Below are 18,476 nucleotides of genomic sequence, written 5' to 3' on the forward strand. Positions count from 1 at the left end.
CGTCAATTCGAGTGAGCGAGGCGCGCAAGGACATCGCTCTGCCTGGGCCAGTTGATGCATCAGCCGGGGCTGCTGGCAAGGAACCGGGCCCTCCGGGTGCTGGGGCCCACGACGGCACGATTACCATCGACAAGCCCAACGTCATGTGGGGCACCGAAGCCATCTGCACCGTGACGACGCAGGAAGGCCAGGCCACCGTCTTCATTGCCGTCGACCACGGCACCTCCGCGCGCGTGGGCAGCCACGCCGCTCGGGTGGGAAATCGCGTCGAGGCCCTCGAGCCCCTGCCAGGGCATCCAGGCCCGCTCCGGCGCGTACGACCGTGGCGTGGCCACAGGGCTGGCCATCCGCCACGACAACGACCGCCAGTACGCCTCGGAAGCCTTCCAGGACAAGCTGCGCTTTCTGGGAGCCGAGTCCCGCCCGTCCTTCGTCCGCAGCCCCGAAGGCAATGGCTGCGCCGAGCGCTTCATCCGCACGCTCAAAAAGCAACTGCTCCGGGTACGCACCTTCGCCACCGAGGAAGAACTCCGGCTGGCCCTGCTGCAGTGGGCCTACCGGTACAACGAGCACTGGCTGCTGGAGTGTCACAACTATCACTCTCCGAGTCAGGCCCGGCGGGAGCTGATGCAGTCGAAACAGGCGGCCTGATTACAACCAACCTGGTGTCTCAACAATCCGGCGCGGTACAATGGCTCAATGAGATTCCTTCGACAGGTGAGGCTCGCGCAGGTGGCTGTGGCGGCGATTGGCTTCTCAAGCTTCGGTTCGGCCGTGGCCGAACCCGAGGTGAAGACAGTGCCCGACGTTCTGGAGGTAGGGGCACTCACCTCGACGTTCGAGGAATTCCAACGAACGTGTGACGCCGCGGGACGGCGACTGTGGGGACAGTCGCTGTGTGCCCCTCTCCTCGTCGTCCATCCCGTCACGCGCGTCTTCGTCGCGAGCACCTGGCCGAGTGGATCGGGAACAGGGCCCTGGGTGGGAATGTTCCCCTCGGAACTCACCATCGCCAACACGGCGCTGACTTGGGCGGGAACCACCTGGGTCCAGCTCCAAGGTCCGTTGCCCGATGCCCCCGCGCGTCGCCGTGCCCTGCTTGCCCACGAGGCCTTTCATCGGCTCCGCACCACCTTGGGCCACCCAGGGCGGGAGAAGGACAATGCCCACCTCGATGGCATCGAGGGCCGCACGCTGCTGCAACTCGAGTGGCGTGCCCTCGCGGCCGCCCTGCGCGCGACGACCCCCTCGGTCCGCACCCGCGCCGTCGAGGACGCTCTCGTGTTCCGTCGCGAGCGCCGAACGCGCTTCCCTGAAGCGGCGGTCGCGGAAGGGCTCCTCGAGGAGCACGAAGGCCTCGCCGAATACACGGGTGTGGCGCTGGCGGTGGCCGACGCACGTGGCAGGCGGGCCCTGGCGCTGGAGAACCTCGACGATGCCGTCAAGCGAAGCTCCTTCGTGCGCTCCTTCGCATATGCATCAGGCCCCGCCTATGGCCTCCTGCTGGACGAGGCGGGCCCCCGCGCCCAGGGATGGCGTGCCCGAGCGCTCGCCGGGGCGGACCTGGGAACGCTGCTCCAGGACGCACTGCGGCTGGGCACGCCCGAGCCCTCACCCGAGCGCGAAGCGCGCTACGGAGGCGCCGCTCTGCGAGAGACCGAACGCGAGCGGGCCCGCCTCGCCCAGGCCCGGGCCGAGGCGCTGCGCAAGAAGTTGGTGGAGGGCCCCGTGCTACACCTCCCCCTGGTGCGCATGCGTATCCAATTCAACCCCGGTGAGCTCATCCCGCTCGCCGAGCACGGCACGGTGTATCCCGGCGCCCGCATCGTCGATGCGTGGGGCTCGCTCACTGCGACCTCCGACGTGCTCCTCTCCTCGGACTGGAAGACGGCCACGGTGAACGCCCCCCCGTCGGGCCCCCGAGATGCACGCTGGGAAGGCGAGGGCTGGGTGTTGGAGCTGGCCCCCGGCTGGCGCGCCAACAAGGGGCCCCGACCAGGAGACCTGGTTCTCCAGGCTCCCGAGGCTCGCTCACCGGCGCCTCAACCCTAATGAGCCTCAGGGAGTAAGGTTAAGAGCGAGGCTGTTGCGTTCGTGAGGAGGTGCACTTCTCATGGCTTGGCAGCCTCGCCGGCTCTCCGCCGAGCAACAGCAGGAGCGACGCTGGTGTAGACCCGCGCGTGCTGCACCAGCCTACCTGCGTTCGCAGGAAGGGCGGGGAGTGTCCACACGCAGGCAGAGAGGTGTTGAGGCGTCTGAGACGGGCGTAATTCCGACCTCTGTCAAACGGAAGGGAGGACCCACGGCTCGCCATGCGAATCGCTCACGTCATGACGCGCGTTTTGACGCAGCCTTGACGCACTCATGACGCAGCGACTGAATTTTGGGTAGGCACAACTCGAGAGTGGCCCTTCCGCCCCATCCGCCTCGCCCAAGCCAGCGCCCCGCCACCCATCTTCCTTCTGGGGATGGATGGGAGGCGCGGGCGCCTGGCTGGGAGCCTGGCTCTGGCGGAGGCGACAGAGGTCGCCGAGCGCCTAGCGGCAACTCCTGTCGAGGACGTAGCCGACGTACATGGAGGTGTTCGCGCTATCCACCGCGAGCCCGCGGAGATAGCCATCTGCACCACAGCCGAAGGAGTACTCGGCGTTGCCCACCTTGCAGTTAGTGCCCCCCCCGCCTACCTTGGGCATCACCGTGATTTTCCCCGTCTGGAGATTCCTGCACGACAGCACAATCGTCGAGAGGTTGAGTTCGCTGCACCATGCTTGATTTTGCGCGTCCTTTGCCCAGCCGTTGATTCCGGTGACCCTCTGGACGACTTCTCCCGCCGCGCAGTCCTGGGTGAAGAGGTTGCCGCCCATGCCACCAATCGAGGGAGCGCTCGTGGTGCCACCGATGACTCCTCCGGAGTCGAAGCGGGCGCAGCGCATCCCGAGCGCATCCAACCATTCGCCTGCCCGCCCGTGGATTCCGACCGCCACCTCGTCGTCCCCGCACGTGAGGACCTGGACGGTGTCGTTCTTCTCGCACTTCGTCCCCGTGGCGTCGCGCAGATACCCAGCTTTGCAGGTCCAGGGACAGTCCTTCTTGGCAGCGGTTGGACTCGTATACACCGCATTCACGGGTGCGTTCGTGCAGGCATTACGGGCATTGGAGCTCGCGGGCGACCAATACCCGATTCCCACGTCCACACAGACTCCACTGGAGAGGTACTGGCCCGCAGCGCAGAGGAACGACACACAGAGGCGGGGAATGGCCGACGTATCACACTCCAGACCCGCGGCGCAGTCACTCTGCTGGTAACACTTCTTTCCCTCAGAACAAGGTGCGCAGGGCCCCCCGCAGTCCACGTCGGTCTCGTTCAAATCCTTCTTCCCATTATCGCACCATGAGGGCTGGCATAATCCATCGTCTGAGCCGTATTTCTCACAATACAGGGGACGCCTCTCCGCCCCCCCCCGCAGCATACAGTCGGAGTTCTGCTTGCACTCCATTCTGATATCGCAGCGTGCACAGACGGAACCGCCGCAATCCACGTCCGTCTCGTCACCGGATTTCTTGTCGTCCTGGCAGGAGCTCAGGACACAGAAGGTGCCGTTGCTCACCCCGGACGCACAATCTGCCCCCACCGCGCATCGCGCTTTCACCTTGCATTTCGCACAGTCCTTCCCACCGCAGTCGATGCCGCTCTCGTCCGCGTCCTGGACACCCGTGTTGCAGTGGTTCTGCACACATACTCCCAAATTCACTCCAGAAACCTCGGACTTCTTGCAGTACCCGGATGCGCAATCCTCGGGGCGGATACAGCCCTGCTTATTGCCGCAGGGCTTGCACTTCGAACCGCCGCAGTCGATGCCCGTTTCGTCTCCGTCCACGACGCCATCGGCGCAGTGGTCCTTGGCCGAGCACTTACCCGCATTGCAATACCCATGTGCGCAGTCCGAGTTGACTAAGCAGCGCTTGCCCGCAGCACAAGCGCCACAGGAACCACCGCCACAGTCTATTCCCGTCTCACGCCCATCCCGCTTCCCATTGCCACACGTGTTCGCGCAAAAACCCAGACCATCCTTCAGGCTGATCTTCTCGGGCCCCCAGAGTGGAATCGGAATGGTGTGGACTTCGAGGGGACCAATGTCCCATCCAAGCCCCGCCCCGGAGGAGCCCAAGTAGCTGGTTCCCGGGGGCTGGACCCGCCCGCCCACCTGGACACCGAGGCTGGCGTCGAGCCCCAGGGTGATGTCCGCCGTCGCCTTCTTCCCTTCGCAGCGTGACGCATACTTCGCACTGGCCACCAGTGACGCGCGGACACCGGCATTCACACCGAGGGCGTCGTACACGTACACGTTCAGGCGGGGGATGAGCCCGCAGACGACCACCAGGCTGCCTTCGCCAGTCACCGTGGCGGAGGTGTTCTTCGCAGTGGTGTGCACGGGCTGCGTGTTCGTCAACGCTCCGTTCTCGTATTTCGCCGTGAACTTGAAGGTCGCGTTCTGCTCATACTCCACCTTCGCCTTGATGCCCGCCTTCGCCTCGAATCCACACTCGAGGTCCAGCTGGAGGGTCTGGGTAAACACGACCGGCACGGGCCCGACGAGGACCGTCTGCACGGCTGGCTTCGTGACGAGGATGTTGCGCTTCCAGCCTCCCGCGGGCCGCATGTCCGGATTGCCCAGGTACTTCTGCTTCGCGTCGGCAAGGGTGTCCTCGGCGAACTTCGTTCTCTCCGCGAGCTTCTTCGCGAGTTCGGGGCCCTTCAGCGTGCCCACGGATGCTATCGTGGCATTCAGAATGGCCTCGAGGTCGAGCTTGAACCGGGCCTTGCTATCCACGTTCAGCGTCATTCTTGTCGAGTCGCGGCCCGCCAAAAGGCCGGGCACGTGCAACTCCACCTGCGCGCCTGGGTTGAAGGTGTACTCCACCGCCGCGCTTCCACTGCCCGAAATGGAGAGCGTGTACGGAGTCTTGCCTGTCTCGTTGAAGGTCTTCTTGTATTCCTTGAGCGTGAACAAGGGGCTGGCGTAGTTGTTCTTGATTTCGGGCTTGATATCCAAGCCCTTGGTGATTCCCTCGACCGTCACGGCCTTCCAGATGTCCACCGCCGCTTCAGCCACCGCCCTGGCCGCTCCGCCTATGGCCTCGCCCACCGCCTTGATTGCGTTCCAGATGGAGCCCAGGAAGGGGTCTCCCGGCTGATTCGGGTCAAGCTCCTCTCCAACTTCGGGCAAGGGCTCATCGTCGGGATTGCCCTCGGCGCTGGGGGACATCACATTCGCATCGACGTACAGGTGGCTGGCGGCCCATTCAAGGTCGAGCTTTGAGATGTCCACGGTCTCCATGTTCGAGTAGTCGAACGTAAGCCGCATCTCCCCCTTGACGATGTCCTCGAGCGCCGCGGCTTCCGTTGCCACGACGAGGGTGTCATCCACCTCGGTGACGGAGACAACCCTCCGGGCGAAGCCCAGGGGATTCGCGCCCGGGCCGTCACTCGGTGCGGACACCACAATTTTGCCAGCTTCCCACTCCAGCACCTCGGGGTGCTCCGCCCTGGGGAAGATGAGCGAGTCTGGCCGGACGACGACGGTGCGCGCCTGGGTCTCCGTGACGACCTCCACCCAGGGCTGGGGTTGAAGGTTGTTGTAGTCGGGCTCGAACTGGGGCTCCCACACGACGCTGTCGAGGTCCTCGTGGGGGCTCTTCACGGTGAATTCCGTTGGGGTATCGTCCTCGGGGAGCGTCTCCGCGCACGAGCCAGTCAACAGGAGACAGGCGAGAATCGCCAGCACAGGGGGGCGGCTGCCACCCATCCAGCGGCGCCGGGAACATCTTTTCTTGGACATGGGGATTCCGGGGGTAGGGATTCTCGGGACTTAGCAAGTGCCGTTCCACGGACAATCCCCGCGCGCTCCCTCCACAGAGGGGACGTGGTGAGGAGGGTTGACGTGTCATTGAGGCAGCGTTGACGTGTCAATGGCGCTGTACCTACCGGACGCACGTCGAGACCTGGGTAAGCCTGAAGGCGTTCCGCCCCAAGGACGAGAAGGCGCAGGGCGACAAGGGCAACCCGACGATTGACTTCCACGGCCACAAGCGCAGCAACGCGAGCATGAGTCGAAGATTGCCCCGGAGGCGAAGCTGGTGCGCAAGGGGAAGGGCAATGAAGCGAAGCCAAGTAACTGTGCCTACCCAAAACTCGGTCACTGCGCCCTGGGTGCGCCGGAGTCCACATCTGACAGTGCGTCAATGCGAGCGAGGCGCGCACGGGGCAGGTGCGCGTGCGGCTGTGATGCGGGGCTGTCACCGAGGGGGGTCCGGACTTCCGACACCTCCCCCCTTCTCGGCAGGCCTGAACTTCCAAGACCGCTGGGGATGACGGAGGAATCGCCATGCTGGACTCGGTACCCCTCCGGTAGTTCCCATCTTTGGCCCCGGTCACCGCCAAGGCATGGAGCTGGCTGTGCCGCCCAGGCCCCTCTCGCGAAGTTCCGCTGGCCGTAGCTGATGCGCGAGGCAGGGCTGCCGGTCCCGAACCAAGCTGCGCCTCCTCAAGCCTCGGGCGCAGCATCAGTCCCCCGTTGAACCGTGCGTCAGTGCAAGTGAGAGAGGCCCGCACGGCAGAGGCGACATCTGGCGGCTGCGTGGACAGCTCCGCAAGCAGAGGTCGGCCCTCTTCGAGGCGCCGACTCTCCAGGCCTCCAGGAGGGGCTGCGGCGGCAGGTGCCCGAGGGGCGATGCAGCGCCTGCGGCAGGGCTTCGCCACCGCCACCTGCTTCTTCTCCTTCCCCACGGCCACGGAAGCACCTGCGCAGCACCAACGGCCTGGAGCGCCTCCGCGGTGAGGTGAAGCGCGGCATCCGTGGTGTCGGGGCGTTCCCAGACCGCGACAGCGCTCTGCGCCTATTCACCGCCGTCGCTCTTGAAGTCACCGGTGTCTGGGATGACCGCAGATACCTTGACGTGGCCTAGCTGAAGTCAACCCAGACGCCTCTGCATCATGCCGCCAAGGAGCCTTCCTCCCCAATCCCCTCCTGGCCAACTACACAAGGTTCGGGACCTGACCGTCTGTTCTGCCCTTGTTCCTTGACTTGCGGACTGCGAGGATGCCCTGCCAAAGCAGGCGGCGTATCGACGTCGCTGGCAGTTTTGAGCCTGGGGCTGTCGGCAACAGCCCCCACCCCTCCACTGCGAGTCCAAACTACCGTGACACCTCTGCCCCCCAAAGAAGCCCAGGCGATTGCGTACCAAGCCTTCATGTACGGTTACCCGCTGGCCGAGAACTACTCCATCCTGTGGCAGAGCACTCTCGCCGTCCAACAGCAATTCAATACATTCTACGGCAAGGCGCAGCTCTACGGTCCCAGCGATACCACCGTCATCACTCCCAACAACGACACGGCGTACTCTCAGGGATGGCTCGACCTGGGCGCCGAGCCAATAGTGCTACAGGTGCCGGCGGTCCCCCAAAATCCACCGCGATATTACAGTTTCCAGATCATCGATGCGTGCACCAACAACGTTGACTATGTTGGCTCGTTGACAACCGGCACGGCGGCGGGCAACTACGTCCTTGCGCCCCCCGGCATGGTGCCCAGCAACGTCCCGAACGCGACGGTGATCGCCGTCCCGGGTCGCTACATCTTCCTGCTCGGGCGCACGCAAATCCTGGGGCCCAGCGACATCCCGGCAGCTCAGGCAATCATGGACCAGTACGCGCTGGTCCCGCTGTCCCAGTTCCTCGGCCAGCCCGCGCCCGCGCCTGCGCCCGCAACTCCATTCCTGCCGGCCGCCTCCTCATTCGTCACAACGCTGGCGTTCTTCGAGTACCTCAACCTGGCGCTGACCTTCCAGACCCCGCCCGCCGGAGATGCACCGCTCCTCGAGCGCTTCGCACGGATTGGCGTGGGGCCCGGCCTGCCCTTCAATCCCTCTACGCTTGATCCGGAATTGGCCGGCGCGCTCCAGCGAGGCATCCTCGAGGCCAGCAATGCCATCACACACAAGACCAAGGAGGGCGCCGTCGAGAATGGCTGGAACATGCCGGAGGTGAACCTCCCCTACTTCGGCACGGACTGGTGGACCGACTACGACTTCCGTTCGATGATCGCACGTGCAGGGATCTACGCGAACTCGCCCTCAGAGGCGCTCTATTACCGCGCCTACCAGGACACCCACTCGAAGCCCCTCGACGGCGCCAATCGGTACACGGTGACTTTCCCCGCGGGCCAGCTTCCCCCTGCCTCGGCCTTCTGGTCGTTGACCATGTACGGGGCGAATCAATTCCTGGTCCCCAACAGCATTGATCGCTACTCCCTCGGGACTCAGTCGAACCTGACCGTCGCAGCCGACGGCTCCGTGACGATCTACGTCCAGGCCAACGCCCCCGCCGGCCCCAAGATGCCAAACTGGTTGCCCTCGCCGCCCAGTGGCTCGTTCTATATCGTGCTTCGTATCTACGGCCCGGAGACTACGTCCTACATTCCGCCCGGTCTGGTGCAGGTCGACAGCTCCAACTCGTGACGGTCGTCCTCCCGAGCGCCCATCGAGGGCTGTGCCTACCCGAAATTCAGTGGCTGCGCGAAGTTCGCGGCGAACCAATCGGGCCCTGATCGGCAGTCGCTGCCTGGACCATGCCAATAAGCCCCTGTTGTGACTCGTTATTTTCTCGAAGATCGGTTCGAGATTCTCTGCCGCAGCGCAGAGAACGAGTTCGCGCAGGGCTTCATTCGGGGAGCTGAACGAAGGGCCCTGCCAACCGGCAGGGCCCTTTTGTTTAACACGGGCCTCGCGATGAATATCGCGGGGCCTTCGTGCTTAAGCCCCTGAATCCCAAGAGATTTTGCTTCGCGGTACAGCAGAGGGCTACACCACAGACGCAGGAAGCGATGCTTCGAGAAATCTTCCCGCTGTTCCACGCGGAGAAGATTCGCAAGCCCCTGCTCGTCATCCAAGGCGTCAACGATCCGCGCGTTCCCAAGGACAGAACGGACGCGCTCGTCGAGACGGTCCGGAAGAACGGCGTGCCCATCGACTCCTTCGTCAGTACGAAGAGCGAAGAGGAGACCCCCGTGAGAATCCTCTCCTTCCTGGACCAGCACCTGCGACGACGGCAGTGAGCCCCGCGCCGCTGCGTTTCAGCGGCGCATGCGCGCTTGCAGGAGAAACCGCGCTCCCACCGGGCCCGATGGCGTCTCGATCTTCAGGAGGCCACGATGAACGCCTCGGCGTCCGGCCTCAATCCGGAAGCGAAAGGTATCGGCCCTCGCGGAGGTGGACTCTCCCGCCTGCCTCGGGCTGGAACGCGAGCACGAGCGCATCGCCCACCCGCGCCATGCCGAGTCCTCCACCGGGCGCGCCATGGGCCCCGAGGATGGGCGACTGCGGACTCCAACCCGCCTGTGCAAGGGTGCCAAAACCATCGTTGAAGGACGCAACGTCCTTCGTGCCGTAGGCCACGGGCTTGGCAGGCGTCATGAGGCCACTGATAGAAAAGGTCTCCGTCATGAGCGGAAGTTGAGAGCCCACCGGGTGCACCAGGTGGAGCACTCCCGCGAGTTCCGCCGTGGCGAGGGGACTCCCCGCCGCGTAGGGCCTGTTCCAGGGCTCTGGCTCTCCATCACTGTCCGCGAGGGGCTGACGGGTGAAGGCAGCGACCGGGAACTGACTGGGAGACCACGTGTCTCGCGTCGTGACTCCATCCCCCACGGCAAGCTTGCTGTCGGCAGGCGGGATGACCACGTTGAACGGAGCGGTGTTGTACGAGACCACGGACATATGGGTGCCGCCCGTCGGCCTGTAGATGAGGTAGAGCGAGGCCCCCAGCGAGCCCAACGTCATGGGCCCCTCGGTGAAGGCGCCTGGGACCTGCACCTCCCCTTCCCACGCCCCGCGCTGGTGGATGCGCGACTGGATCGCGCCCTCCTCCGTCCGATAGGCCAGCATGAGGCGCTGCCCGTCCGCGAAGGCGACGAGGGACAGCGCACCGCGCGCGCCGGTGGCGACCTGAGTGGGCGCGGAGGACCACCCGTTGCCAACCGCATACGAAAGAGCGTTGAGCGTGCCATCTCGCGTCTCGTAGACGAGCACCAATTGGTCCGTCGTGGCCGCGAGGGCCATGGGCCCACTCCCCGAAACTCCGAGCGAGCGCTCCTCCGACCAGACCGAGGACTCCAACGTGCGAACGCGGAGTTCACCTTGCCTCGTCGCGTACACGAGATGGAGCGCCCCCGCGAACTCCGCGAGCACGAAGTTCGCCGCCTCGGAGACCGGAGTGGGCGGCACATCCTCCCACCGGAACTGCCTGCCCCAGAGGAACTGGAACCAGTTGGAAGAGGCGTCATTCTTTCCCAGCGAGCCCAACTGGAAGTTCTCCTCAATGGTACGCAGCAGGCTGTAGTGGTTGTAGCCCTCGGCCTGCTCGCCGGGTTGAATCATGTCGCCCAGCAGCACGGTGTAGATCTGGTTGGGCCCGTCATAAGTCATGAGTTCCGAGCCCCCCACGTAGGACTTCTTGAAGTCCGCCTCGTCGAAGGTAATCACCACGAGCGTTCGTGGCGGCAGAAGTGAGTCCGGTCCCGGGAAGCCCAGCTTCCCCAGGAACGACTCGAGCCACTCCGCGGCCTGGTCGACGAGCGTGGGCGCACGCTCCTCCGGCTCATGGAACTTACCGGTGAGATAGTGGCCGTCATTCCAAATGTTGGGAGTGAACCAAGCGTAGTTCGGCAGAGTGCCGTTCTTGATATCCATCCAGAATGCATCCTCATCCTGGATTCGCTCCCAGCGGGCGCTGCTCTCTTGGATGTTCTTGAAGGATGAGAACGGGTTGTGCCTGATGACGTAGGGGCGCTGATCCTTCGGCTTGAGCGTGGGCGACCAGGGCGTTTTCTGCGGGTCGTAGCTCTGCATGTACGCCTTCCACGTCAGTCCCCGCGGTGACTCCTCGATGAGGTCGACGATGGTCCGCTGAGGAAGTGGCTCGGGCTGGTCATCGTCTGCGACGTTGCAGAGCTCCCCGGCAATCGACGTGATGTAGTTGGTCTGCGAGGGATGCATGACGCCAAAGGAATTGCGCAGGCAGATGCCCTGCCGTGCCAGCTTCTTGAAGTAGGGGTTCTGCATCACGTAACTGCGGTACTGGTTTTCGAGCATGATGATGAGGACGTGCTCGAAAGCGCGGTGGTGCTGGATGTTCATGATGGAGCTCCTGGGTGAGGTGGTCCCTCCAGCATTGCAAGCCGCGCACCGCGCGCACTCCAGAGGAGAGGCGACACGCAAGTGGCCTGGCCCGTCGCGGTGACGTGTCCGTCGCGTCCGTTGACACGTCAGCCACGTCAATTGACACACCTGAAATGCGGGCATGGTGGCGTTGATTCGTGTGCCTGTGCCTACCCAAACTTCAGGCGTTGCGTCACGGGTGCGCCGCCGTCGCATTCGGTAGGGCGTCACTGCCGTGAGCGAGGCGCGCGAGGCAGTAATCGTTCGCCGTGCCCCGTCTCTTCCCCCTGGGGCACAGCCCTGGCTTCATCAAAACCCGAACGGCTCCGCGCCCTTGCCCCTTCCTCTGCGCGCAGGCGTAAGACAACCGGCCGCAAGCGGCCAGAGATATTGCGCGGCGTCCGGCCCCAGGTCCTTGGCAATCTGCTGCTGATGACGGCCTCGGGCCGTTATCAGCACCGCCTGGCACCGGTCGCGCAGGCGCCGACGCTCCGTCATGCGGAAGCACGCCCTGAGCTCGCCCCTCTGGTCCCCGCTCAACTCCAGCCAACGCACTCAGGGTAAATCCGAGAAGGACTCGCCGAGTCGTGAATCAGGGAGTGACCCTGCACATCAGGGATTCTTCTCGCTTGAGAGGGACCTTGACATCACGACATCATGATGTCGTGATGTCATAATGGGTGCCACGCGTGAATCCAACCCGCTTTATGCGAAAGTCGAATTGACGCTTGCTTCTGAAATCGCAGCTGGGGTCCTCCCTCCTCGCAGCCAACTTCCCACGGAAGACCGCTTGATTGAGCGGTTCGGCGTTAGCCGAACGACAGTCCGAAAAGCGATAGAGAACCTCGTGGCTCGTGGCTTGGTAGAGATCCGGCGCGGCATCGGTACCTTCGTCGCGCAGCCCAAGATCATCCAAGAACTGACCGAGCTGACTGGCTTCGTCGAGGACATGCAGGCACTCGGCCGCACCCCGACCGCTCGGCTCCTGGATAGTCAGCTCGTCCCAGCCGATGCTGACGTTGCCCGGCAACTCGTCGTGTCGCCCGGCAGCCTCGTCATGCGCATCCAACGCGTGCGGCTCGCCGACGGCATGGCCATGTCCTTCGATGAAACCTACCTGCCGCGCGAGATAGGGGAGAAGATCGTCACCCACGATCTAGAAACCGAGCCAATATTCGCACTGCTCGAAGAACGATACCACCTGCCACTGATTGAGGCCGAATACCGGCTAGAAGCCATCACAGCCACACCGACCGTTGCGCAGGCCCTCGCCGTGGAGCCCGGTAACCCGGTCTTCCTGATCGAGCGCACGTCATATAGCGAAGGGTCTCGCCCCATCGACTACGAAAGGCTCCACTATCGCGGCGACCTCATCAGGTTCATCACTCGCTTGTCCCGGCGTCCACGCGCGCGGTCATGAGCCGGAGACACGTCAATGAACCCCACGATGGTCTTCTGGCTGTTCGCGGCCGCCTTTGGCGCGAGTGCCCTCGGCGGCGTGCTTGGCATGGCCAGCGGCATCTTCATCGTGCCAATCCTCACGCTGTTCTTCAACATAGACATTCACGTAGCGATCGGCGCGAGCATCATCTCGGTGATTGCCTGTTCGTGCGGCAGCGCTGCGCCGCTCCTGAAGAGGCGCCTGACCAATATCCGGCTTGCGATCGTCCTTGAGACAGCCACCACACTCGGCGCGCTGACAGGCGTGTTCCTGATCGGCATCGTCTCGAATTCGTTTCTGTACGGCCTGTTTGCTTTTATTTTGACGCTATCCGCAAAGCAGATGCTAGCGCGGCGGCGCGAAGTGGAAGTGGCCGATACCAGCGGGCCAAACGTGAAGAGTCTGGCCACGGTGCTACGCCTGCATTCGAGCTTTCCCGACCATGCATCGGGCCGCGACGTGCCTTATCAGGTTGGTCACGTGCCGCTCAGCCTGGCTCTGATGTACGGGGCCGGCGTGATCTCGGCGCTGCTCGGTATCGGCTCCGGCGTGCTCAAGATCCCTGCCATGGATACCGCCTTGCGGCTGCCCATCAAGGTCTCGTCTGCCACATCGAACTTCATGATCGGCGTGACGGCCGCAGCGAGCGCTGGCGCCTACTTCGTGCGAGGCGATATCGACATCGGCATTGCGGGGCCTGTCGCACTTGGCTCAGTCGTCGGGGCGTTCGTCGGGGCGCGTTTGCTGATGAGGCTGCCCGCTGAGAAACTTCGCATCTCCTTCGTGGTGATCCTCACCCTGCTTGCGGTTCAAATGCTCCTGAGCGCCCTTGGTGTTCAGTTCCTCGGAGGGTCGGCATGAAGCCTACGACCAATCGCCTTGGTCGGTGCGAGCAGAGCATCGCCGGACTGCTTTGGAACGGCACTTGGCTTGCGTCAGCGCTCGTTACCGCCGGGATAGCCTTGGGCGCGACACATGACTTCTGGAGTTTTCTCGCCCCCAGCCTCAGCGGCTACGACGTGATGAAAACCGGCGTGGCCTTGTTCATCATCTTGCCCATCGCGCGTGTGGCGCTGATGCTGGTCATGTCCCTGCGCGAGCGCGACTACATCTATACCGCGATTTCGGTGTTCGTCCTGGCTGTCATCGCGGCCGGGGTCATGGTCGAGCTGTGAGCCTGTGACATGCTCCCGAAAACTGGACCGGATTTCGAGTGGGCCCTCCACTGGGGGAACGTACGGGACGCAAGCAGGTAAACGGAAGAGCAGCGCATGTGGATGCTGTAGAAGGTCGATGCCGGAGCCGAGGCGAAGGCGGTCTGCCGGCGGCATGGGGCGACCGAGCAGAGCTTCTACCTGTGCCGCCCCCAAGACGGGTTGCTGCGTCATGGATGCTTCAACGCGGCACTCGGCAGTGCGTCACCGCCAGTGAGCGAGGCGCGCACGAAGGCGAGGGACGAACACTTCCGCCTGGTTGTGAGCGCGGCGGGCGAGCACGGCCTGGCCGCCCGCAGGCTTCTCACCACGCCCAACGCAAAGTTGGCGGACACGTCAGCCTCCGTCACTGACGTGTCAGTGACACGGGATTCCCCTGGCACCCGGAGCCTGGCATCACCGCAAGGAGTTGAAATGACTGGAGCCGTTCTTCCGCAAGCCCTGGCGCGAACATTGCTCTTGTCGCCGGCACATCCATCCACGGCGCCTCGCATCAACCTCAGAGTTCTCCATGCAAAACAAAACCTGGACCGACGCGGCCCTCCTCGAGCATCTCCAGAAAGCCGTCTACTTGGAGCTGTGGACCATCCCCCTCTATCTGACGGCCGCCTATTCCTTGCAGGTTCCCGGCACGAACGCTCAGCTCCCACCCCAGCAGGTGACCGTTCGCGGAAAGAAGAACCCCAATCGAAGCCGGGAGCAGCTCGCCTTCAACAACATCTACTCGGTCGTCGTGCAGGAGATGCTACACCTCGAGCTGGCCAGCAACCTCTTCAATGCGCTGTTCGCCCCCAAGGGATACTCGCCGAAGTTCACGGGCGAATGGGCGCCGCGGTACGACAGGTTCCCGTCCTGGATCGCGGTCAACAAGCCCGTGAAGCTCGGGCCGGTGGACCCTGAGCAAATGTCCCTCCTGGCCGCCATCGAGACCCCCGAGCCCAAGAGCGATGGCGTGCTGAACGGGCCGCAAGATGCCTACGATTCCATCGGTCAGTTCTACAAGGCCATCGAGCAGGGCATCAATCAGCGCTGGAACGAACTCTACCAGCCCGACGCGGACCACCGGCAGAAGAGCGAATTCGCCAACCCGCAATATAGAAGCGACGACTACACCAGGTTCAGCAGCACCATCGGCGGTGACAGCCGCACCGCGCTGAAACAGGCGAATGAGGTGCTCCAGGCCATCGTCGGGCAGGGCGAGGGCAACCTGGGACCCGTCATCGACTCAGAGCTCCGCCCCGAGGATGCCAACGACCTAGAGGATCAGTTCAGCCATTTCGCGCGATTCCGGATGGTGCAGGCAATGCTGAAGTTCGGCGGCCCGCTGAAGACCTATCCCACCACGGAGAGCAGTGGGCTCGCGGCCGCGCAGCAGCAGCTCACCACCGGATTCACGAGCCTCTTGACCGCGTTGGAGAAGGGCTATGCCGGGGACGACGAACTCGACCTCGGTAGCATGTGGGCTCTTCCCAAGCAAATCGTGTCCGTGTGGTCTGCGGGCGGAGTGCCGCAGTTCTAAGAGTCCCTGACAAAGTCAGGGCTGGGCGGGTCGTTGGAAAGGGCCGTGGCGGAGTCAGCCTGTCCACGCAGTTGGGGACTCGGCGCCCGCCAATGCCTGAGGAGGTGCTCGCGCTGGGCGCGCTGCCCGGACTCCTCCCGAACACGGCCTTGAGTGCGAATCACTCAAGGTCGTCACCGCCGACGCCTCATCAGATGCTTCACCTCTCAAGGACCAGGCCATGTCGCTCGCTCACGTCGCGTCCACCGCCTACTCATCTGGCCCCCTCCTCCTGATGCCTCCTGTTCGACAGCCCCTGCTCTGGCTGAATTGCGTCGCGCTGGCGCTCGCCATCGCCGGCTGCGGCTCAACCAACCCGCCTGACAAGCCAACGGACTACGTCCATCCGTTGGCCGAGGGCTCGCCCATCTGCGGGCGGGCGGACTTCGACGAGATGTTCCCCTATTCCATCCGCTCGGAGACGCTGCCAGTCATTGTCCACTACTACAGGGAGGTGGAGCGAGAGACGGCACAGCAGGTCCTAACGTACGTCGAGAAGGGCTGGGACTACCATGTCAAGCGACTCGGCATGCGTCCCGCCATCACGGATCAGGGCGAGTGCGGCCCTGATGAAGCGTTCGACGTCTTCGTGTGGAAGGGCCACCGAAGCTGTCTGGTCAACGTCCTCTCGGGTGACCCCTCCACCCCATGGGACGACCGGCGCGGCTTCATGGTCGTCGACCCGTGGGGCCCCTACGGCGGCCCCGAGCTCGAAGAGACCGTCGTCCATGAAATGGCGCATGCCTCGCAGGCCGCGGATGACTGGTACGAATCCCCCATCACCTTCGAAATGTCCGCCGTGTTCACGGACCAGGTGTATGCGAACCGCTACATCAAGACCTATTTCGATGACTTCCAGGCCCATCCGGATTGGGCCCTTGACCGCGATGACAAGTATGAGACCTGGTACATGTACGGGGCCTCCCTGTACCTGCTCTACTTGAAGGACCGCTTCTTCGACGGCGACCCCGGGTTCTTGTCGCGCATGTGGCTCGCGTCCCGCAATCCACCAGGGGCCGAGAACGACCCAACGCTCAACGAGCCAGATTTCGCCGATGCGCTCGACGCAATGCTTGCGGACAAGGGCTTCAGCTATGTCGAGACCGTCCCTGAATTCTCACGCTGGCGCTGGTACACGGGAGACCACGTCGATGACCGCCACTTCCACCACTTCCAGGGGGGCTTGGACAACCTGAAGGCCGCGAAGCTCGCGCTGGCTGCGGACCAGGAGGCATCCCCTGGCACCCTTCGTGTCACGGAGGATGCGCCGATGATGCTGGGCACCAGCTACTTGTCGCTGCGGACCGGAGCCAGCACTCCGAACGCCCTCTACGTGTCTCTGGAGGCCCCAGCCGACGCACGCCGTCGCTTTGTCGTTCAAGCAGTGCCTGGATTGACGCCCGACTCTGATGGCGAGACGCTGGACCTCTCGTCGGGTCCGAAGCCCCTGCTCTTCACTGCGGACTCGACGCGGACGCTCATCGTCACCGTCCTGCCCACGGGCCCCTATGACCCGGACCTCCGAGACGAGGACCGGTATCCGTTCTCGATTGTCCTCTCGACTCATCCCTAACAGCACCCCACCCCACCACTGCAAGTCCAAGATACCATGACACCTCTGCCCCCCGACGAAGCACAGAAGATCGCGTACCACGCCTTCATGTACGGTTACCCGCTGGTCGAGAACTACTCCATCCTGTGGCAGAGCACTCTCGCCATCCAACAGCAATTCAATACATTCTACGGCAAGGCGCGGCTCACCACGCCTAACGATACCACCGTCATCACTCCCAACAACGACACGGCGTACTCGCAAGGATGGCTCGACCTGGGCGCCGAGCCGATCGTCCTGCAAGTGCCGGCGGTGCCCCAAAATCCACCGCGGTACTATAGTTTCACGATCATCGATGCGTGCACCAACAACGTTGGCTTCGTTGGCTCGTTGACAACCGGCACGGCGGCGGGCAACTACGTCCTTGCGCCCCCCGGTATGGTGCCAGGCAGCGTCCCGAACGCGACGGTGATCCCCGTCCCGAGTCGCTACATCTTCCTGCTCGGACGCACCCAGCTCCTGGGTACCAACGACATCCCGGCGACCCAGGCGCTCATGGACCAATACACGCTGGTCCCGCTGTCCCAGTTCCTCGGCCAGCCCGCGCCCGCGCCCGCGCCCGCGACTCCCTTCCTGCCGATTGCCCCCTCGTTCATCACGACGCTGGCGTTCTTCCAGTACCTCAACCTGGCGCTGACCTTCCAGACCCCGCCGGCCGGGGATGCGCCGCTCCTCGAGAGCTTCGCACAGATCGGCGTGGGGCCCGGCCTGCCCTTCAATCCGTCCACACTCGATCCGGAACTGGCCGGTGCACTCCAGCGCGGAATCCTCGAGGCCAGCAATGCCATCAAGGAAATGACCCACCATGGCATCGTCAAGAACGGCTGGAACCTCCCGGAGGTGAACCGTCCCTACTTCGGCACGAAGTGGTGGACCGACTACCGCTTCCGGTCGAGAACCGCACAGGCGGGGATCTACCCGGTCTCGCCCTCGGAGGCGATCTACTACCGCGCCTACCAGGACGAGAGCTCGAAGCCCCTCGCCGGCACCAACCAGTACACGGTGACTTTCCCCGCCGGCCAGCTTCCCCCTGCTGCATCCTTCTGGTCGTTGACCATGTACGGGGAGAATCAACTCCTGGTCCCCAACAGCATTAATCGTTACTCGCTCGGGACCCAGTCGAACCTGAGCATCGCCGCCGACGGCTCCGTGACGATCTACATCCAGGCCAACGCCCCATCGGCCGCTGAGATGCCGAATTGGTTGCCCTCGCCCGCGAGTGGCTCGTTCTACATCGTGCTTCGCATCTACGGCCCGGAGAACACTTCCTACATCGCGCCGGGACTGGTGCAGGTCGGCAGTTCCGGTTCGTGACGGTCGGCCTCCCGAGCGCCCATCGAGGGCGCTCGGGCTGGACCACCAAGGGCATCGCTTGCAGTGAGCCCTGCGCTACTCAAGCTCCACCAGTTGGCGCTCCCCGTCCCGGAGGACGCGCACCGG

The 18,476-nt window shown here is 63.9% G+C and carries 12 protein-coding genes and 1 pseudogene; 11 read left to right on the plus strand and 2 right to left on the minus strand.

Going from position 1 to position 18,476, the window contains the following annotated elements; all coding sequences use genetic code 11:
- Positions 1-327: 327 nt before the first annotated feature.
- Both BHS09_RS31435 and BHS09_RS31440 read left to right on the plus strand, forming a co-directional pair.
- Positions 328-651 (plus strand): integrase core domain-containing protein, encoded by a 324-nt coding sequence (locus BHS09_RS31435; RefSeq protein WP_237079927.1) that lies wholly within the window; start codon positions 328-330, stop codon positions 649-651.
- 48 nt (positions 652-699) lie between these two features.
- Positions 700-2,052, plus strand: a complete 1,353-nt coding sequence (locus BHS09_RS31440; protein ID WP_174259365.1) for a hypothetical protein — start codon at positions 700-702, stop codon at positions 2,050-2,052.
- A 485-nt stretch (positions 2,053-2,537) separates the two neighbouring features.
- Here BHS09_RS31440 and BHS09_RS31445 read toward each other — a convergent pair whose 3' ends face one another.
- Positions 2,538-5,786: a hypothetical protein gene (locus BHS09_RS31445; RefSeq protein ID WP_237077619.1), complete on the minus strand. Its 3,249-nt coding sequence runs from the start codon at positions 5,784-5,786 to the stop codon at positions 2,538-2,540.
- 842 nt (positions 5,787-6,628) lie between these two features.
- Between BHS09_RS31445 and BHS09_RS40370 the strand changes: the two are divergent.
- From BHS09_RS40370 to BHS09_RS31460, 3 genes and pseudogenes are all read left to right on the plus strand, one after another.
- A pseudogene (locus tag BHS09_RS40370) lies at positions 6,629-6,966 on the plus strand (transposase); the annotation flags it as partial.
- Between the two features lie 234 nt (positions 6,967-7,200).
- Positions 7,201-8,517 (plus strand): DUF1254 domain-containing protein, encoded by a 1,317-nt coding sequence (locus BHS09_RS31455; protein WP_140795102.1) that lies wholly within the window; start codon positions 7,201-7,203, stop codon positions 8,515-8,517.
- 290 nt (positions 8,518-8,807) lie between these two features.
- Positions 8,808-9,113 (plus strand): alpha/beta hydrolase family protein, encoded by a 306-nt coding sequence (locus BHS09_RS31460; protein ID WP_257792124.1) that lies wholly within the window; start codon positions 8,808-8,810, stop codon positions 9,111-9,113.
- 118 nt (positions 9,114-9,231) lie between these two features.
- Here BHS09_RS31460 and BHS09_RS31465 read toward each other — a convergent pair whose 3' ends face one another.
- Positions 9,232-11,190 (minus strand): alkaline phosphatase family protein, encoded by a 1,959-nt coding sequence (locus BHS09_RS31465; protein WP_140799857.1) that lies wholly within the window; start codon positions 11,188-11,190, stop codon positions 9,232-9,234.
- A 697-nt stretch (positions 11,191-11,887) separates the two neighbouring features.
- Here BHS09_RS31465 and BHS09_RS31470 point away from each other — a divergent pair.
- The 6 genes from BHS09_RS31470 to BHS09_RS31495 all read left to right on the plus strand — a co-directional run bounded on the left by BHS09_RS31470 (position 11,888) and on the right by BHS09_RS31495 (position 18,350).
- The gene (locus tag BHS09_RS31470; protein WP_140796666.1) at positions 11,888-12,631 is read left to right on the plus strand and encodes a GntR family transcriptional regulator; all 744 of its coding nucleotides are present in this window, start codon (positions 11,888-11,890) and stop codon (positions 12,629-12,631) included.
- A gap of 15 nt (positions 12,632-12,646) precedes the next feature.
- Complete coding sequence (locus BHS09_RS31475) at positions 12,647-13,513, plus strand: sulfite exporter TauE/SafE family protein (protein ID WP_140799858.1); 867 nt, start codon at positions 12,647-12,649, stop codon at positions 13,511-13,513.
- Entirely contained in the window at positions 13,510-13,827 is a 318-nt protein-coding gene (locus BHS09_RS31480; RefSeq protein WP_140799859.1) for a DUF1634 domain-containing protein, read from the plus strand. The genes BHS09_RS31475 and BHS09_RS31480 overlap by 4 nt, the downstream gene beginning before the upstream one ends.
- Positions 13,828-14,377: 550 nt before the next feature.
- The gene (locus BHS09_RS31485; RefSeq protein WP_140799860.1) at positions 14,378-15,385 is read left to right on the plus strand and encodes a ferritin-like domain-containing protein; all 1,008 of its coding nucleotides are present in this window, start codon (positions 14,378-14,380) and stop codon (positions 15,383-15,385) included.
- Between the two features lie 220 nt (positions 15,386-15,605).
- Positions 15,606-16,997: a hypothetical protein gene (locus BHS09_RS31490; protein ID WP_335929624.1), complete on the plus strand. Its 1,392-nt coding sequence runs from the start codon at positions 15,606-15,608 to the stop codon at positions 16,995-16,997.
- A 36-nt stretch (positions 16,998-17,033) separates the two neighbouring features.
- Positions 17,034-18,350, plus strand: coding sequence for a DUF1254 domain-containing protein (locus BHS09_RS31495; protein WP_140799861.1), 1,317 nt, complete (start codon positions 17,034-17,036; stop codon positions 18,348-18,350).
- Positions 18,351-18,476 lie beyond the last annotated feature (126 nt).

The organism is Myxococcus xanthus (assembly GCF_006402735.1).
Lineage (GTDB): Bacteria > Myxococcota > Myxococcia > Myxococcales > Myxococcaceae > Myxococcus > Myxococcus xanthus_A.